This window comes from Tunturiibacter empetritectus (assembly GCF_014201375.1).
GTDB lineage: Bacteria > Acidobacteriota > Terriglobia > Terriglobales > Acidobacteriaceae > Edaphobacter > Edaphobacter lichenicola_D.
In genome coordinates, this window is record NZ_JACHDZ010000006.1 from 215,908 (window position 1) to 233,060 (window position 17,153).

14 protein-coding genes are annotated in these 17,153 nt (G+C 59.1%); 5 read left to right on the forward strand and 9 right to left on the reverse strand.

The window, feature by feature from the left end:
* Positions 1–409: 409 nt before the first annotated feature.
* The 4 genes from rodA to mreC form a co-directional block, all read right to left on the reverse strand.
* Complete coding sequence (gene rodA, locus HDF10_RS17130) at positions 410–1,510, reverse strand: rod shape-determining protein RodA (protein WP_179637178.1); 1,101 nt, start codon at positions 1,508–1,510, stop codon at positions 410–412.
* A 12-nt stretch (positions 1,511–1,522) separates the two neighbouring features.
* Entirely contained in the window at positions 1,523–3,454 is a 1,932-nt protein-coding gene (mrdA, locus tag HDF10_RS17135; RefSeq protein WP_183815537.1) for a penicillin-binding protein 2, read from the reverse strand.
* An 87-nt stretch (positions 3,455–3,541) separates the two neighbouring features.
* Positions 3,542–4,066: a rod shape-determining protein MreD gene (mreD, locus tag HDF10_RS17140; protein ID WP_183815539.1), complete on the reverse strand. Its 525-nt coding sequence runs from the start codon at positions 4,064–4,066 to the stop codon at positions 3,542–3,544.
* Positions 4,067–4,084: 18 nt separating this feature from the next.
* The gene (mreC, locus tag HDF10_RS17145; protein WP_183815541.1) at positions 4,085–5,395 is read right to left on the reverse strand and encodes a rod shape-determining protein MreC; all 1,311 of its coding nucleotides are present in this window, start codon (positions 5,393–5,395) and stop codon (positions 4,085–4,087) included.
* A gap of 162 nt (positions 5,396–5,557) precedes the next feature.
* Between mreC and HDF10_RS17150 the strand changes: the two genes are divergently transcribed.
* Positions 5,558–6,172 carry a cytochrome P460 family protein gene (locus HDF10_RS17150; protein ID WP_183815543.1) on the forward strand — a complete coding sequence of 205 codons (615 nt, stop codon included), beginning with the start codon at positions 5,558–5,560 and terminating at the stop codon, positions 6,170–6,172.
* A 15-nt stretch (positions 6,173–6,187) separates the two neighbouring features.
* On the opposite strand, the gene HDF10_RS17155 is transcribed toward HDF10_RS17150, so the two are convergent.
* Positions 6,188–7,348 carry an alpha/beta hydrolase gene (locus tag HDF10_RS17155; RefSeq protein WP_183815545.1) on the reverse strand — a complete coding sequence of 387 codons (1,161 nt, stop codon included), beginning with the start codon at positions 7,346–7,348 and terminating at the stop codon, positions 6,188–6,190.
* Positions 7,349–7,408: 60 nt separating this feature from the next.
* Between HDF10_RS17155 and era the strand changes: the two genes are divergently transcribed.
* Together era and HDF10_RS17165 are read left to right on the forward strand one after the other, a co-directional pair.
* Entirely contained in the window at positions 7,409–8,455 is a 1,047-nt protein-coding gene (gene era / locus HDF10_RS17160) for a GTPase Era (RefSeq protein WP_183815547.1), read from the forward strand.
* 109 nt (positions 8,456–8,564) lie between these two features.
* Positions 8,565–8,780, forward strand: coding sequence for a hypothetical protein (locus HDF10_RS17165; RefSeq protein ID WP_183815549.1), 216 nt, complete (start codon positions 8,565–8,567; stop codon positions 8,778–8,780).
* 13 nt (positions 8,781–8,793) lie between these two features.
* Here the strand turns inward: HDF10_RS17165 and HDF10_RS17170 are convergent, their stop codons facing one another.
* The 3 genes from HDF10_RS17170 to ald form a co-directional block, all read right to left on the reverse strand.
* Complete coding sequence (locus HDF10_RS17170) at positions 8,794–10,164, reverse strand: sigma-54-dependent transcriptional regulator (protein ID WP_183815551.1); 1,371 nt, start codon at positions 10,162–10,164, stop codon at positions 8,794–8,796.
* Entirely contained in the window at positions 10,161–12,770 is a 2,610-nt protein-coding gene (locus HDF10_RS17175; protein WP_183815553.1) for a sensor histidine kinase, read from the reverse strand. Before HDF10_RS17175 ends, HDF10_RS17170 begins: the two co-directional genes overlap by 4 nt.
* 89 nt (positions 12,771–12,859) lie before the next feature.
* Positions 12,860–13,972, reverse strand: a complete 1,113-nt coding sequence (gene ald, locus HDF10_RS17180) for an alanine dehydrogenase (RefSeq protein ID WP_183815555.1) — start codon at positions 13,970–13,972, stop codon at positions 12,860–12,862.
* A 189-nt stretch (positions 13,973–14,161) separates the two neighbouring features.
* On the opposite strand from ald, the gene HDF10_RS17185 reads away from it, so the two are divergent.
* Positions 14,162–15,514 (forward strand): hypothetical protein, encoded by a 1,353-nt coding sequence (locus HDF10_RS17185; protein ID WP_183815557.1) that lies wholly within the window; start codon positions 14,162–14,164, stop codon positions 15,512–15,514.
* Between the two features lie 102 nt (positions 15,515–15,616).
* Positions 15,617–16,681, forward strand: a complete 1,065-nt coding sequence (locus HDF10_RS17190) for a rod shape-determining protein (protein ID WP_281376834.1) — start codon at positions 15,617–15,619, stop codon at positions 16,679–16,681.
* Positions 16,682–16,849: 168 nt separating this feature from the next.
* Here HDF10_RS17190 and HDF10_RS20610 read toward each other — a convergent pair whose 3' ends face one another.
* Positions 16,850–17,134, reverse strand: a complete 285-nt coding sequence (locus HDF10_RS20610; protein ID WP_221271828.1) for a hypothetical protein — start codon at positions 17,132–17,134, stop codon at positions 16,850–16,852.
* Positions 17,135–17,153 lie beyond the last annotated feature (19 nt).

Sequence of the window (17,153 nt, forward strand, 5' to 3'; positions counted from 1 at the left end):
GCCCTAGATGCAGCTGCTGCGCTCAAGGAGAGCGCGGCTAGGGCAATACCGGGTAGATCGGGGACACGGGGGGATGCTTCAAGCAATTCGAGACATGCGGAGTTTGTGACCAAAACAACCTCAAAATCAGAGATTTGAGGCGGGGCCGTTCGCCATCCGGATGCAATCATTCCCTAAAACCTGTCCGGCCAACGGATCGATGTCTCTGGCTGGCCGGCCTTTTCTTCTAAAAAGTCTTTTGTTGCCGCTGACTGGCGACCGTGCGCCCGAGTAGCGGGGTACACTGAGCGGCATCTACAGCCGCGCAGGTGTTGCTAACAGTATTGCACTAAAGCTGCTGCAAAAGCCACATGGCATTCACATTCCTTTATTGTCCGAGTGTTGTCGAGCTGTAACCCCTTGCGATCCGCTAGTTCACGAACCGCCGCATGCGGATGTTCATCACGATCCCAAGCGACAGAAAAGTAAACAGAACCGACGAGCCGCCATAGCTCAGCAACGGCAGAGGAATCCCCGTGACCGGCATCAGGCCCACGACCATGCCAACGTTGACGGCGATCTGAAAGACGATTACTGCGACCACCCCCATGATGATGAAGCTACCGGGAAGATCAGAGGCGGTCTGGGCGTTCTGAATCAAACGCATCAGGATTAGGAAGTAGAGCAGCAGAACCCCGATGGCACCCACGAAGCCGTGCTCTTCGCAGAAGGCCGCGAAGATAAAGTCCGTGTAAGGGATGGGAAGAAAATCGCCCTGGGTCTGGGTTCCCTTGTTCGCGCCCTTCCCCCAGATGCCGCCGGAGCCGACAGCAATCAGAGACTGGCGGATCTGGTACCCGGAGCCGCGCGGATCGGAGTCAGGATCCATGAACGCGTTGATGCGTGCCTGCTGATACGGCTTCAGATGCTTGCCGCTCTTCCACGCGACGCCGCCGATAAGCGCAATCGCCAGCACCACGAGGCCAACCTGCTTGACGCGAATCCCGCCAAGAAACAACCCGCAGATCAGAATCGGGAGATACGTCAACGCAGTTCCAAGGTCCGGCTGCTTGAGCACAAGCGCCATCGGCACCATCACCATCGCTGCGGCCTTGCCGATGTCGCCCCACGTAAGCTCCTTCCCTGCCAGCCCCCAGAAGTAGCGGGCCACCGCGAGGATCAGCACGAGCTTCACCCACTCGGACGGCTGAAAGTGAATGCCGCCCGGAAATTTAATCCAGCGCCGTCCACCCAGAACCTTGGTGCCCACAATCAAGACCGCAATCAGCGAAAGCACGCTAACGCCATAAGCCCAATGGATGATGTCAATCAGCCGGTGATAGTCGATCAGCGAGATAACAAACATCAGGAAGATGCCACCGGCGAGAAACTGGATCTGCTTGTGGTCGAAGCCATGAAACTTGGTGTGCAGCGTAGCCGACTTGATCTCAAGCACCGAGATCAGCGAGAGCAGCAGCACGAATCCGAGAAGGACCCAGTCGAAGTCGCGATAAGAGGAGAGGCGGGGCATGGCTGGTCTGTCCTATTCTGCGCTCGGTACCGTAGGTGCTTCGCTGGCGGGAGTCGCGGGCTTGGCAGGCTCAGGTGTCGCTGCGATGCGGATGTTGTTGTCGCGCTTGCGCTGCTTGTTCACATACGCGTCGATGATCTGGGAAGCAAGTTTGGCCGAGTTATTGCCCCAGTTGCCGTGCTCCCAGAGAACGGCAACCACGATGTCCGGATTGCGTCGCGGAGCCATGCCGACGAACCAGGCGTTCGGCTCGGTGTTATGGCCTTTGTTGGTCTTGGCAAGAGCATCATGACCGATGACCTGAGCAGTCCCGGTCTTACCTGCGAAGTCGACACCTTCAAGATGCGCAGCGTAAGCAGTCCCGATAGGACTGCTGGTCACGTTCGCCATAGCGTCGGTGATCAGCTGCCAGTTCTCTGTGGTCAGCGGAATGGTCGCATCGCCCGAGCCGGGGAAGGACTCCTGAATCGCCTGCTGCATCTCCGGCGGAACTTCATCGGCGAAGATCACGTGGGGACGACGGAAGACTCCACCCGATGCAATGCCACTCAGCGCTCGCGCAAGTTGCATCGGTGTCGCAGTGACGGCACCCTGACCGATACCGACCGAGATGGTCTCGCCCGCGAACCACTTGTCATGCTGCGTCTTCAGCTTCCAAGCCGTAGAAGGCATCGTCCCGGTGACCTCATCGGGCAGATCGATGCCGGTCCTCTGCCCCAGGCCAACGGAGGTCGCATACTTCGCGATCGTATCGATGCCAAGACGATTGGCTAGGGTGTAATAGAAGGTGTCGCAGGAGTACGGAATCGCGTTGTTGATATCGACCGCGCCGTGATGTTTATCGCAGGCATAGAAGTGGCCGTAAAACTCCGCGCCGCCGTTGCAGCTTACATGCATCGTCTGAGCGACATTCTCCTGCAGACCCGCGACCGACATGATGATCTTGAAGGTACTGCCCGGAGCGAGCTGCGCCTGGAGGCTCTTATTAAGCAGCGGGTGATCCGGATTATTGATGATCTCGTTCCAGTAGTTTTTGGTGAGGCGGACGGAGAACTGGTTGGGATCGTAGGTTGGGCGCGACACCATCGCAAGAATCTCACCGGTGTGAGGGTCCATCGCGACGATGGCGCCGTTCTTGCCATCGAGAGCTTTTTCGGCAGCGATCTGGAGGTCGAGATCGATGGTGAGCTTCAGGTCTTTGCCGGGAATGGCGAGCTCTTGCCCGAGGTGTCCAAGTTCTTTGCCGTGGCTGTTCACGATGACGTCGCGGCTGCCGTCTTTCCCGCGAAGCAGTGCGTCATAGGTCTGCTCCACGCCAGAGCGCCCGACGACATCACCGGGAGAATAAAACGCGTAGCGCGGATCATCAAGCATCTGCTCGGAAACTTCACCCACGTACCCGACAAGGTGAGCGGCGAATCCGTCCCGAGGATAGAGACGGCGTTGCTCATCGAGGGTCTCAAGCTCGGGGAGCTCATCGCGATGTGCAGCGATGAAGGCCTGCTCGTCAGGCGAGATATCCTGCTTCAGCGGAATAGGCTGATACTTCGGCGCGATCTGGTAGCGGCGCAGCGTGGCCTGAATCTGCTCAATAGGAATATGGAGGCCCTGCGAGATCAGAGGCAGATCGACATCAAGATCTTTGACCTGCTCGCGCAGCAGGTAGCAGGAGACCGAAGGGTAGTTGTCAACGAGAAGCCTGCCCTCCCGATCAAAGAGTCGGCCACGCGGAGCGAGGATAGGAACCTTGCGAATTCGATTAGCTTCGGCGAGCGCGCGGAAGTTGTCCGCTCCAAGAACCTGCAAGCGCCAGAGACCCGTGATCAGCACAATCAGAATGCCCGCGACAATATATTGGGCCGCATGAAGCTTTCCCGCAGAGACCTTCTCAGCCCTTCCATTGGGGCCGACGTCGTTCGGGTCGATATGGTGGCTCATTTGCATGGCTGATCTCAGTTTACGGCTGCAGTTGACTATCCGTGTCTACCACTGTTGTGTCGTAGGTACCGTTTAGACGGCCGAAAGTAGCGTTCATTCGTTGCGCTTGGTGTTATCCAGCAGAAAAAAGATGGGAATGGCGACAAAGGTGTTGATCGCGGCACGGATAAACTCGTGGCCCCAATAGATGTGAAAGTTGGTCAGTCCAAGCAGACGGCGGTTGATGAGAAAGAGCAGGAAGCTATTGATAAGAAAGAAGCCGAAGTTGATAAGAATACGCGTCGTAAGGTTTTCGACGTCAACCTGAATGCCGATACTGGCCGCGATGTAGCCGATAACGGACTTCGCCATACCGTTGACCCCGATCGGCTGTGCGGTCAGGGCGTCCTGAAGAAGTCCGATGGCAGCACCGGTGAGAGTTCCCGCGACAGGATTACGGCGCGAAACGGCAAAGAAGATGGTCACAATCAGGGGCAGATCGAGGATGGCAAGCCGTGGAAAGGGCCGGGGAAGCAGCGCCTGCAGAAGGATCGCCCCCAGCGGAACCAGCAACGCGACTGCGGAGGGAAAGCTGTGCTGCTCTAGCTCTCGGCGGGATGTAAAGCTGCGGGTAGCCATGGTGTTTTTAGCAGACTGCTACGGCTGAGGGTTAGGGGACTGGGTCGGGGGCTGAGCCGAGTCCGGTGGAGGCTGAGATTTGCGAGGCCTCGGCTGTGCGGGCTTCGGTGTCGCTGGTTGAGTCGTTGCGTCCGGAGTCGGGGTCTGAGGCACAACCGGATTGGCCGCCTCAGGAGCCCCGGGTCTGAGATTGACCGCCGGCGGCGTCGCTCCCGGCGAATAACGATCAGAGTGGAGGGTCGGAAGCGGCTTCGGAACCACGCTGACGGGCGGAGTCTTGGCGGCGGGTGTTGCCGAGGCTCCCGTCTTGGTGGTGTCGTCGTCGCCCTCATGAATGCTGGGCAGCCGGTCGGCCACAATCTGAGCCGCCGACCGCGCAGCAGCTTCAGCGGCCTGCTGGTCTGCGAGCTGTTTGGCAGTGGCCTGGGCCTCGGCGGTCGCGGCTCCCGCGGCCAGATCCTTCTGGGCCGCCGCGGGCAGCGTGGTCTGTGTCCCGGTGATGACCAAAACCTCCTCAAGCTGATTCAAATTTGCCGCGGGGCGAAGCTGGATGAGCGTGTAAGGCTGGTGATCCGGGTCGACCTTGATCGACTCGATGGTGCCGACGGGAAGCCCGCGCGGGTAGACCTGGTCGCCGCCGGAGCTGAGCACCTGCTCGCCGGGCTTGATGCGATCGTCCGGAGTCAGATTGTTGATGAGAATCTGACCGGTCGTGCTGCCGCGAAGAATCGCACGAATCCGAGTGGTAGCCAGCAGCACGCCCGCCCCCGAGGTCTGGTCGTTGATCAGCAGCACCTGCGACGTGTGCGGGAAGACATCGCGGATCTTGCCGACGATGCCGTCCGGAGTAATCACCGCCTGATCCGCCTTCAGACCATCCTTCGCGCCTTTATCTATATAAACCACGCGAGAGAGATCGTTCCCACTCGTCCCGATCACCTGCGCTGCAACCGTAGTCGATACGTAGTGCTGCTGAAAGTCCAGCATGGCCTGTAGCCGATGCCCCTGCATGGCGTCTTCAGCGAAGGAGGCCTGCTCCAGCCGAAGCCGCGCGATCTGCTCCTGAAGGTCGTGATTCTCCTGCCGGGTGTGGCGAAGATCCACGTAGTTCGACCAGCCGTGACGGAAGGTATAACCGATCCCATGAAAAAATCGCTCAAACGGAGTCACGACCGAGACCGCCCAGTAGCGAATAAGCGTAACCTTGCTGCTGTCGGGAGCGCCCGATTCGACAGGGCGGCGAACCTGCACCGCAAGACCGATCGTCTGGGCCAGCAGAATCGCCACCAGCACCAGAACGTTTTTAAAGCGTGTGAAGAAAGATTCCATGCGCTAGCACTGATTATCCGCGAAGTTGAGCGCAGACGGAGGTGGCGTGCTGGATGCGGAGACCAACTTTTTCTCTCTTCCCCTTTCTTTCTTCCCTGTTGAACGAAATTCCCCGCCAGACCGTACTCACGTGAGACCCTGAATCCGATGACGAGGTAATCCATGCTGCGTTCCGCGCTCCTTCTGCTCCTGGTCGCGCTCCTGCCACAACAAGAGAACGTCCGGTCCTACCCTGATACCGCCGAGGGAGTTGGCCTCAGCTACACGACGGACGGCCAGTTCAAGATGCCCGAGCACTATCGCGAGTGGGTCTTCCTCACCTCCGGCGTCGACATGAGCTACAGCCCCAAAGCCTCTATGATGGGCCATTCCATGTTCGACAACGTCTTCGTCAACCCCAGCTCCTATCGAGCCTTCCTCCAGACCGGAACCTGGCCCGACAAGACCACGCTCGTGCTCGAGATTCGCGGCGCCGAGGGTGCCAGTTCGATCAACAAGAACGGCCACACGCAATCCCCGGAGATCATGGGCATCGAGGTCCACGTCAAGGACGCGAGGCTCGAAGGCGGCTGGGGATTCTTCGAGTTCGACGCCCCCAAAGGCACCGCCAAAGTCGTGAAGCGCCCCGCCTCCTGTTACGAATGCCACGAGAGTCACGCCGCCGTAGACACGACATTCGTCCAGTTCTACCCAACGCTCCTGGCACTAGCAAAGACGAAAGGCACGTTGAGCCCGGCCTACCTCAAAGAGATCGACACACCACCAACAGAAAAGTAACCCGAAGCAGCGACGCTACTTCGGCTGAAACAGCAGCGGAGCAAACTGGCTCAAATTATCCCGCCACACCATCCACGTGTGGTAGCCAGGAGTTTCAATCTGCTTGACCGGCATCTTCTTGCTCTTGAGAAACTCCACCAGCCTGCGGTTCGGCTCGATCAGCGAATCCTCCGTCCCGCACGCAACCCACAGCAGGCGAAGATCCGCCGTCTTAGGGTCGAGCGCAGCCAGTCTGTTCTCGTAGTTCAAATTATGAACAGCCGAGCTGAATCCCCCCACCCACGCGAACTTATCCGTATGCGAGAGCCCAATCGAGAGGCTTTCAAGCCCTCCCATGGACAGCCCGACGATAGCGCGGTCATTGCGATCCTTCGAGACGTGATACTCCGCTTCAACACGCGGAAGAACCTCCGTAAGCAGCGCCTTGGTAAAGAGATCCGTGTTGCGATCAATGGCCGCCGGGTCCTCCCACACATGAAACTGGTGCAGGAAGGACATATCACCATAGCCCAGCGGCATCACCACCACCATCGGTTTGATCTTGCCCTGTGCCAGCAGATTGTCGAGCATCAGATCGGCGCGGCCCACCGCAGTCCAGCCCGAATCCGAATCGCTCCATCCGTGCAGCAGATAGAGCACCGGATACGGCTGCGAAGCCTTAGGATCGTAGCCCGGCGGAGTGTACACGTAGTAGCGGCTCTGATTTTGCGGCAGCCCCAGAACAATATTCGTCGTGTAGTTGTAGTGGTGCAGCACGCCGTGCGGAACGTCGGCCACCTCCCACAGCTGCGGCGTATCGCCAGGCACCGTCAGCTCATTCGCAACATCCACCAGGTTGATCGTCGTATCCGGATTGGCAGGGTCCAGCCGGAAGTCGCCGTCCGCCTCGAAGTGATACCCATAGATCTCGGGCGGCAGGGACGGCGTAGTCACCGTCCAGATGCCAGCCTGATCCTTCTTCATCGGCAACTTCTTCGGCAGCCCGCCCACGACCAGCTCCACCTTGCCAGCCGCCGCATCCTTATAGGCGAAGGTCACCGTCCGGTCGGAGTGAATCTCAATCGAAGAGAACGGTTTGAGGGCTTGAGCCGACAGAAAAAGCGGCGCGGTGACAGAAGATAACAGGGCTAGACCTCGAGCGAATCTGCGAGCAGTCCGCAGTTTGGTGACTTTCATACGAGCCAGTTTAGCCGACGTTTGCGAATTACGGCACCGCAACAGCGCATAATAAAGAGAATGGCCTTTCGCTCCGGTTTCGTCTCCATCATCGGCCGCCCCAACGCGGGCAAATCCACCCTGCTCAACGCCCTGCTCGGGCAGAAGCTGGCCATCGTCACGCATAAACCGCAGACGACGCGCACACGCATCCACGGCGTGCTCGAAGTTCCCTTGAAAAAGAAGGCTAAAGGCGAGCCCGGCCATCCAGCCGCGCAGGTGGTTCTGGTTGACACACCCGGCATCCACAAGCCAGACACGCAGCTCGACCGTCGCATGATGCAGGAGGTTCACGATGCGCTGGAGTCGCGCGACGCCGTGCTGTTCATCGTCGACGTGACCCACCGCCTGCCAAAGGTCCCGGGAGAGAAAGACAGCGGAAAAGCTACAGGCCGCATGGGCATGTCTGCCGCCGAAGACGACTTCGCCCTCTCGCTGATCAAGAAATTGGAGTGCCCCGTCATCCTCGTCCTCAACAAGATGGACGCGATCCCCAAGAAAGACCTGCTCCCGCTCATCGCGCACTGGTCCACACTGCATCCGTTCGCCGACGTAATCCCCATCTCAGCCCGCAAGAAGGATGGCCTCGATCTGCTTCTGGAAAAGGTCGTCGGCCAGCTCAAAGAGGGCCAGCGCTACTTCCCCAAGCATCAACTCACCGACCAGCCCGAACGCTTCCTCGTCGCCGAACTCATCCGCGAAAAGATTCTCATGCTCACCGGCGAAGAGGTTCCCTACGCCACCGCGGTCGTCATCGAAAAGTTCGAAGAGCCCGCATCCATGAAGAAGATGAAGGACGGCAAACTGCCCGTGACGAAGATCTCAGCCGCGATCTTCTGCGAGCGCACTGGCCAGAAGGCAATCCTCATCGGCAAGCAGGGCGAGATGCTGAAGCGCATCGGCACCGCAGCCCGCAAAGACATCGAACCACTCCTCGGCACCCGCGTCTTTCTTGAACTCTTCGTCAAGGTGCAGGAAGAATGGCGCTCCAGCCGCGGCTTCGTCGAAGAACTCGACTGGCGCCGTCAGTTGGAGTTGATTGCGGAAAAACAGCAGACGGAAGAGTGAGATGGGAGCCAGACGGCCAGCACTACCCAAGGTATCTGAGGAGATGCAGCGGCGGTCGACTCTGTTGATAGAAGAGGTGCGACGGTGGCCTGAGACAAGGATAGGCCGCATGTTTGGCATGATCAGCATCTATCGGGGCGATACGATCTTTGCCCTGCTTCCCGGCACAAGAGGGTTGGAGCTGCCGAACACAATCGCAACGAAACTGAACGAACCTGGACAGACTGAGCGTGAAAAGTGGCAAAGCTTCGCGGTCGAAGACGATGGCGAACTGGCAGCAGCCCTGAAACACCTGGAGAAAGCGTATCGCAAAGCAAGAAAGTAGCTATTCAAAGTAGCTATTCTTTGACGCTGACGCCCAGCGCTTTCATCTTGCGGTAGAGATGGCTGCGTTCCAATCCAAGCCCCTCGGCAGCGCGACTGACATTGCCATGAAACTCATCTAGCTTTTTCAGAATGTAGTCGCGTTCATACGCCTCACGCGCCTGCAGCAGGCTGGTGAATTCCTCGCGTCCATTGGCCTTGTTGGAGTCCTTGGCCGAATCACGATAGACCAGCATCGGCAGATGCTTGCGCTCGATGCGTTGTGTCTTCGGGTTAAGGATCAAGACGCGCTCAACAAGATTGCGCAGCTCACGCACATTGCCAGGCCAGTGGTATTGCTTCAAAGCAGCAAGCGCATCTTCAGTCATCTCAACGTGAGGACGGCCGTACTCCGCACCAAACTGCTGCAAAAACTCTTTGACGAGCAGAGGAATATCTTCCTTGCGGTCGCGCAGAGGCGGAACAAAAAACGGAATGACATTCAGTCGATAGAACAGATCTTCACGAAAGTTGCCGCGAGCGATCTCCTCTTCAAGGTCCTTATTCGTAGCGGCGATCACGCGCACATCGACATGCACAGGATGCGATGCGCCGACCGGAAGAAAGCGCTGCTCATCGAGCGCCCGCAAAACCTTGGCCTGCGTCTTCAGGCTCATGTCGCCCACCTCATCGAGGAAGAGCGTGCCTCCGTCCGCGCGCTCAAACGTGCCGCGCTTCTCAGTGGGGCCGCCCGGCACGGCACCGTGACGATAGCCGAAGAGTTCGCTCTCGATGTAATCCTCCGGGATCGCGGCGCAGTTGAGTTCCACAAATGGCCGGTCCTTGCGCAGACTCTCCGCATGCATGGCTCTGCCGACAAGCTCCTTCCCTGCCCCGGACTCCCCATAGATCAGCACGCGCCCGTTGGTAGGGGCCATCAGCTTGATCTGTTGGCGCAGCGCCTTCATCGGAACAGAGTTTCCCGTCACCGTTCCCTTCGCAAGCTGACGCGAGAACTCCTGGTTATCCTCACGCATCTGCCGAGCCTTCATCGCATTCTTCAAGACGATCAGCGTGCGATCGAGCGAGAGAGGCTTCTCCAGAAAGTCGTACGCCCCAAGCTTGGTGGCGCGCACCGCAGCTTCAATCGTGCCGTGGCCGCTGATGATGACGACCTCAGGAACGTTGCTCGCCTCCATCTGACGGATCTCCGTCAAAGTATCGAGGCCGTCGCGGTCCGGCAGCCATATATCGAGCAGAACAACATCGTAGGCAGCATCCCGAAGTAGCTCGAGGGCTTCACCCGCAGTAGCGGCAGTGGTGACGAGATAGTCCTCTTCACGAAGGATGCTTTCGAGCGACTCGCGAATCTCGGCTTCGTCGTCAACGATGAGTACGTGGTTCATTGGGGGCCTCTGGGGAGGGTGGAGGCAAAGTCGTCCTCTGCTTTGGTGTTGCTGTGAACTGGAGTGTCCGCGACAGACTCAACCTCACCCGCCGGCTGATGACCGTTCTGCGGCGTGGCGAAGGCACTGAAGGCCACCGGCGCGTCCGGGTCGCTGTCAGGCGAAAGAGCCGGCCGCAGTTCGATGATGAACCTCGCGCCCGCAGGCTCGTTCTTCTCCGCGCGAATCGAGCCCTGATGCTCCTGAATAATCTTCGCGGCAATCGCCAATCCAAGTCCCGTGCCGCGCTGCTTGGTAGAAAAATAAGGCAGAAAGAGGCGCTCGCGCATGTCGTCGGTAAGGCCGGAGCCGCTGTCCGCAATGGCAAGCTCGACCATCCCGTTCTCCAGCAGGCACGTGCTGATCTGCAGCTCACGATAGAGGCTCTGCTGCATCGCCTCCGCGGCGTTATCGATGAGATTGCCAAGCGCGCGTTTCAGCGCCTCAGGGTCCGCCATCACCAGCGGCAGATCGTGGCTCATCTTGCGCACGACGCGAACCGTCTGCATCCGTCCAGCAAACAGCGCAAGCGAGTTCTCAACAATCGTGTTGAGATCCGCAGGCTTGGGGCGAGCTGTCGGAAACTCCGCAAGCGCCGCAAATTGATCGACCAGCGACCGCATGCTCTCGACCGAAGAGGTAATCACCTCCGAACATCGACGAATCACAGCGATCGAAGGCGGCTCAGGGGCGCTGGCAGGCGTGACCTCAGCAAAAGCACGAGCCAGGCGGTCGATGTGGCGGCGAATCTGTTCCGCGCTCAGACTAATCGGAGTAAGCGGATTCTTGATCTCGTGCGCCACACGCCGCGCCACCTCCTTCCAAGCGGATTGCTTCTGCGCACGCAACAACTCAGTCGCATTTTCAAGCACAATCACATAGCCCTGATGCTCGCGCCGCATCCGTTCCGTAGCCGCCGGCATCTCCAGCAGCGCGACCGTAGCCAGCAGGTTCATCGTCCCGCCAAACCTGTCGCCAGAGCTCTGCGGGAAGCCGGGAATCTCGATCTCACTCGACGCCGACCCCATGCGATGGCTGCGTTTAATCAACCGATCAAGCACCTCCGAGACCTCAGGCGGAAAGACCTCCTCCATTACCAGCCCATAGAACGGCCTCTGCCCACCCGGGTCCATCATCTCGCTCAGCGCCCGATTGGCAAGGATGATCCGCCGGTCGGTATCGAGCGTCGCCACCCCATTGGGAATCGTTTCGAGCATCGTCTCAAGCTCGCCGCGCCTGGCCTCAAGCGCCGTATTCGCCGCGCTAAGCTGCACCGTAGACTCTTCCACCGCGCGCCGGCTGCCCTCAAGATCCGCCGCCATATGGTTGAAGCTTCGCACCAGTTCCCCCAGCTCTTCGGTCGCACTCTCCTGCACGCGGTGGCCGTAGTCCCCCTGCGCGATAGCCTCCATCGCATCCGCCAGCGCCTCCACGGGCTTGGTCACCTGCTTCGACAGATGCAGCGCCAGCCAGCACGACGCGAACAGAGCAAGGCTCGTCATCATCAGCAGCAGGAGCATATAAAGATCCCGAATCTGACGCCGCTCGCTATAGAGCACCCAGTACGCATCCGCCGCCTTGCGCAGATTGGTCATCGTCGCCGCCATCCCAAACGGCATCGGCAGGCCAACCACGACAGTCTCGCCCTGTTTCAAAGTCGTTGCGCCGAGTGCAAAGTCCGTGGTGCCAAGAGAAAAAACCGGCTGGTCCATGCGCTGGGCAGCAGCAAGAATCGCAGCATCCACGGGATCGGCAGGCGCCTGAGCGCTCGACTTATCCGTATCGGCGGCCACCTGATCGGGGAGCCACACCTTAACCTTCGCCGTCGCGCCAGCCCCCTGCGGCATATGAAACGAAGCCACCACGCGGCCCTCGCGATACACGATCGCAAAGCCATTCTGCAGCGTAATCTCATGCTGTCGCAAAACCTCATGGATCGCCTCGCGATTCCGAGACGCAGCCGACGGCTCGACCGCATGAGCACTCCCAGGCAACAATCCATGGTTCGAGTGGCGGCCCGAACCCCGGCCCGAAGCAGCTTCGCTCCCACTACCAACCGCCTTGGCCACCGGAGCAACCACCGGCGCGGCCGGCAAACTAGCCGCGATCGAATCCGCCTCAGCGCGAGCGTTCGCCGTCGTATAGTGCGCCAGCTCCAACGCCATATTGTTGCTGTCTTCGCGCATGTCCGTAACCGGCTGCGTAAACCAGCGATCCACCGCGCGGTTCATCAGCTGATAGCTGAACGCAAACATCGAAGCAATCGGAACCAGGCTCACCAGCACCGCGCCCCATAGCATCCGCGTGCGCAGACGAGTGCCCATCACCCGGCTGCGCTGGTCCGCGTACAGCTTCAACACATTGCGGACCAGCATCAGCAGTACTGCGACAAACAGAAGAAACGCCACAATCGACAGCCCCGTAAAGATGACCGTCTGCTGCGTACTCGCAGGCTTTGGCAGCTGCGTATTGAACGCATTCAGCGTCGCCAGAGCCACAAACAGGATGAGCAGGCACGAACCCAGAGCCACGATCCAAATCTTTCGCCGGTTCGCAGTCGTGCCCATCGCCCGCCCTCCCACTCCCCTGATTCAATCCCCCCGATTATATGCGGCCGGGCGCACTTCCTTCGCTCCTTCCGCAACAGCCGCAGCGGCTAAACGAGCTTCGCCACCGCCTGCCACTCACGCTTCTGCGCCTGCGCCACCGCACCATAAGTCAACACACCGTTGAACGTATTCACTCCCTCGGCGATGCCTTTGTCTTCGCTGATCGCCGCATTCGCCCCGAGCCGCGCCAGCTTTAGCACGTAAGGAAACGTCGCATTCGTCAAAGCAAGCGTCGAGGTATTCGGCACTGCGGCAGGCATATTCGTCACGCAGTAGTGCACCACGCCGTTCACCTCATACGAGGGATTCGAGTGCGTCGTCGGGTGCGCCGTCTCGATGCACCCGCCCTGATCGATCGCAACATCCACAATCACCGCGCCCTTCTTCATCTTCGCCACCATCGCCTTGGTCACAATCTTCGGCGCAGCCGCACCCGGAATCAGAACGCCGCCAATCACCAGATCAGCCTCCCGAACCGCATGTTCGATGTTGTAGCTGTTCGACGCAACCGTGTAAATCCGGCCGCCAAAGATATCATCCAGCTCCCGCAGCCGATTCAGGTTCAAATCGATCAGCGTCACCTTCGCGCCCATGCCCAGCGCAATCTTCGCAGCGTTGGTCCCCACAATACCGCCACCAATAATGCACACATTCCCCGGAGGCACACCCGGAACCCCGCCCAGCAAAACTCCACGCCCGCCATGCTCCTTCTCAAGATAAGCCGCGCCAACCTGCACGCTCATCCGTCCCGCAACCTCGCTCATCGGAGTCAGCAGCGGCAACGCTCCCGCGCGATCGCGAACCGTCTCATACGCAATCCCCGTCACCTTCGAGTGAAGCAGCGCATCCGTCAGGTCGTTCAGCGGAGCCAGATGAAGATACGTAAAAAGAACCAGGCCCTCGCGAAAGTTCTTGTACTCCTTCTCGACCGGCTCCTTCACCTTGACCACCATCTCGGCCAACCGCCACACATCATAGGCTGAGCCGACGATCTCGGCGCCCGCAGACTGGTACTCGTCGTCCGGCATAGCCGACAGCGCGCCAGCATCATGCTCCACCAGAACCTTGTGTCCTGCCTCGACCAGTGCTTTTACGCCTGCCGGGGTTACCCCTACGCGGCTCTCGTGATCCTTAACTTCCTTGGGCACACCAATAATCATTCGTCTGTCTCCACTTTGCTTTGACGCTGATTTCGATTGTATCTATTTGCACCCAACCGATGTCACAGGAGAATAAGAAGCCCTTTTGCTCGTCATTCCCGAAGGGAATCTGCGGTTGCCTTCCTGCACACCAGCTGCAAATCCTCTCTAATACTTAGCAACCGGCTCAACTTCGATTAGATTGGGCAGATGCCAGGAATCGTCGCAGACGATTTAAACTCAGGCGATTCAGACCAGACCAGGCCAGACCGTCGCCTGCTACTGGTGCTGCTCCTCGTCCCCGTACTCCTCTCGCTGGCCGCGGTGTGGGCCCTCGATCATACCCGGGCAAACAAATCGCTCTTTTCCGTCACGAATCTGGTGGGACCAACCGCGCGCAGCCTTCTGGCCGGCGGCGGCATTACGGCTTGCACCGAGGAGATGGGAACCCGCGGCAATCCCATCTGCTTCCACGCCGCGCGCATGCCGGCTACAGCAGTCGTCGTCGCCTCGGGCATTCGGCTCCTGGGCGACCGCTACCTTCCGGTCATCTGCTTCAAGACGATTCTTCTCTTGCTTCCCGTCGAGTTTGCCATCTATCTCGCATGGTGCTGTCTGCCGCAACCACCCGGTCGCAGAGCCGTGGCGATCCTGCTGCTTCTCGTTCCGTTTCTGATTCCCGCATTTCTGGCCGACGTAACCAATCTCCAGGTAGATGAGGGGTTCTCCTACAGCTTTCTGGCGCTGGCCGCGGCGATTCTGTTCCTCAGCCGAGCCGTAGTCGGCAGCACTCGATGGACAAGCCTGCGCGGTATTGGCAGGGCTCTGTTGTTCGCCGTAGCGCTCGATGGCCTATACCTCTCGAAGAGCGGGATGCTGCTGGCCGTGCTGGTATTGCTAGCGGGGTTCCTCGCATTGGAGAGCCAGACAGGTCTGCGTTGGCTCGTCCTCCTGCTGGTTGCGGCAGCTCCCCTCGGGTGGGCGCTGCACCAGCATCACGCCAGTGGCCGATACAGCGTGGGAACCAGCTTCGACGGAATCAATCTGCACAAGGGCAACAACGCCGGGTTTCTTCAGAACTACCCGCCTGTACACGGCGACTCGATCGACTGGTACGACTTCGAACTGAATCGTGGAGTAAGCTTCCCGGACGAGTGGAGCTTCAACGACTATCACCGTCGAGCGGCCCTCGAGTATCTGCGAACTCATCCCCGGGAGACGCTGTCAGGAGATCTCCGCAAGCTGAAGATCCTCTTCTTCTCGCTCGAAAAGTATGGTTCTACCGCGAGCTTTGGCCCTCGACGTCTGATCGAAATCGCCGGGATGTTGATCTTCAGGCTGATCTTCTGGACCGCGACGGCCGGTGCAGTCTTCCTGCTGCTTCGACACCGTCGTGCAGCCGACCGATCGTTGCGCGTCGCTGCGGCCACGTTTCTTGCCCTGGTCGCAGCCTCCACACTTCCCTACCTGGCCGGCTTCGCCTACACCCGCCACGTCAGCATCCTCATCTATCCCTCGGCGCTCTTCTGCTGTCGCCTGCTGTGTGAACCAGAACGGGACTAACACAGAAGAGGCATGCTTACTGGTTAGGTTAGGTGCTGAAATACAGCTTGCTAAAGGAATACACTAGTGTGAGTCTCTTTTTAGGATCGATCGCAAACACCTATGTCTTCGAATAGTTTTCAGATGCGTTACTCCCGCATTCACAATATGCGGTCTCTTTTCAGCCTCTTCTCCAGCGACCTTGCTATCGACCTCGGCACGGCGAACACCCTCGTCTTCGCGCACGGCAAAGGCATCATCGTCAACGAGCCCTCCATCATCGCGGTGAACAAGATCACCAACGAGGTTGAGGCCGTCGGCAAAGAAGCCAAGGAGATGCTCGGCCGCACGCCGGGAAACATCGTCGCCATCAAGCCGATGAAGGACGGCGTCATCGCCGACTTCCGCCACACCGAAAAGATGTTGAACTACTTTATCCAGAAGGCGCACAACCGGAAGATGATGGTTCACCCGCGCATCGTCATCGGCGTCCCCTCCGAGATCACCCAGGTAGAAAAACGGGCGGTCATGGACTCGGCCTATCGCGCCAAAGCCTCTGAGGTTCACCTGGTCGAACAGGCCATGGTCGCCGCCATTGGCGCGGGTTTGCCCATCACCGAGCCCGGCGGAAACATGGTAGTCGACATCGGCGGCGGGACTACCGACATCGCAGTCATCTCTCTCGCCGGCATCGTCTACTCGCGCTCCGTGCGCATGGCCGGAAACCAGATGGACGAGGCCGTGATGACCTACCTCAAGCGGAAGTACAACCTGCTCATCGGCGAGCGCACCGCGGAGCAGATCAAGATCTCCCTAGGCTCAGCCTACCCGCTCGACAAGCCCATCTCCATGGAGGTCAAAGGCCGCAACCTCATCGAGGGCGTGCCGAAGACCATCACCATCGAAGACTCCGAGATTCGCGAAGCTCTCAGCGAGTGCATCGCAACCATCATTAACGCCATCCGCGTAGCCCTCGAGCGAACTCCGCCCGAGCTCTCCGCCGACATCTCCGACCGCGGCATCGTGCTCACCGGCGGCGGCGCCCTCATCAAAAACCTCGACAAGCGTATCCGCGAAGAGACCGGGCTTCCCGTCTCCATCGCCGACGATCCCCTCGCCTCGGTCGTCCTCGGAACAGGAAAGATGCTCTCCGACTTCAAACTGCTCCGAAAGATCTCGATCGACTAATCAAGACACTGTTGCGATGGTTTCACTCTGGTTACAGGGAAGGTTTCGGGCTCAATCCGGGGGCCTTTCCCTTTTCAGAGAACTGTCCTGCCGGACAGGCCTCCTGCGCGGAGGGCGGGCGTTCGCACGCCTTTTTAAAGCTTCGCGTGGTCCTCCCGTTGGTCGGAGTCAATCTTCCCTCGCGACCAACGGGAGCGTCAACCGAAGGGGTGTACCCATCACGAAGTGATCGCCCCACGCGCAGTGGGCCCGTCCGGCAGGACAGAGTCTCTCCCAAAAAAAATAAAGTTGAAAACCGTGGCGTATTTTTAGCCCCCAAAACAACGACTGCTTAAACACCATCTCAGCCACGCAAACCACCACACTCACACCACCAAAAAACCACGTCAAAACACCTCTTTTCGCAAAATACCCTTGTTTTTCGCACATTTCACGACCAGAAAAAATATCCAAAATCCGCACTCCAAATTCC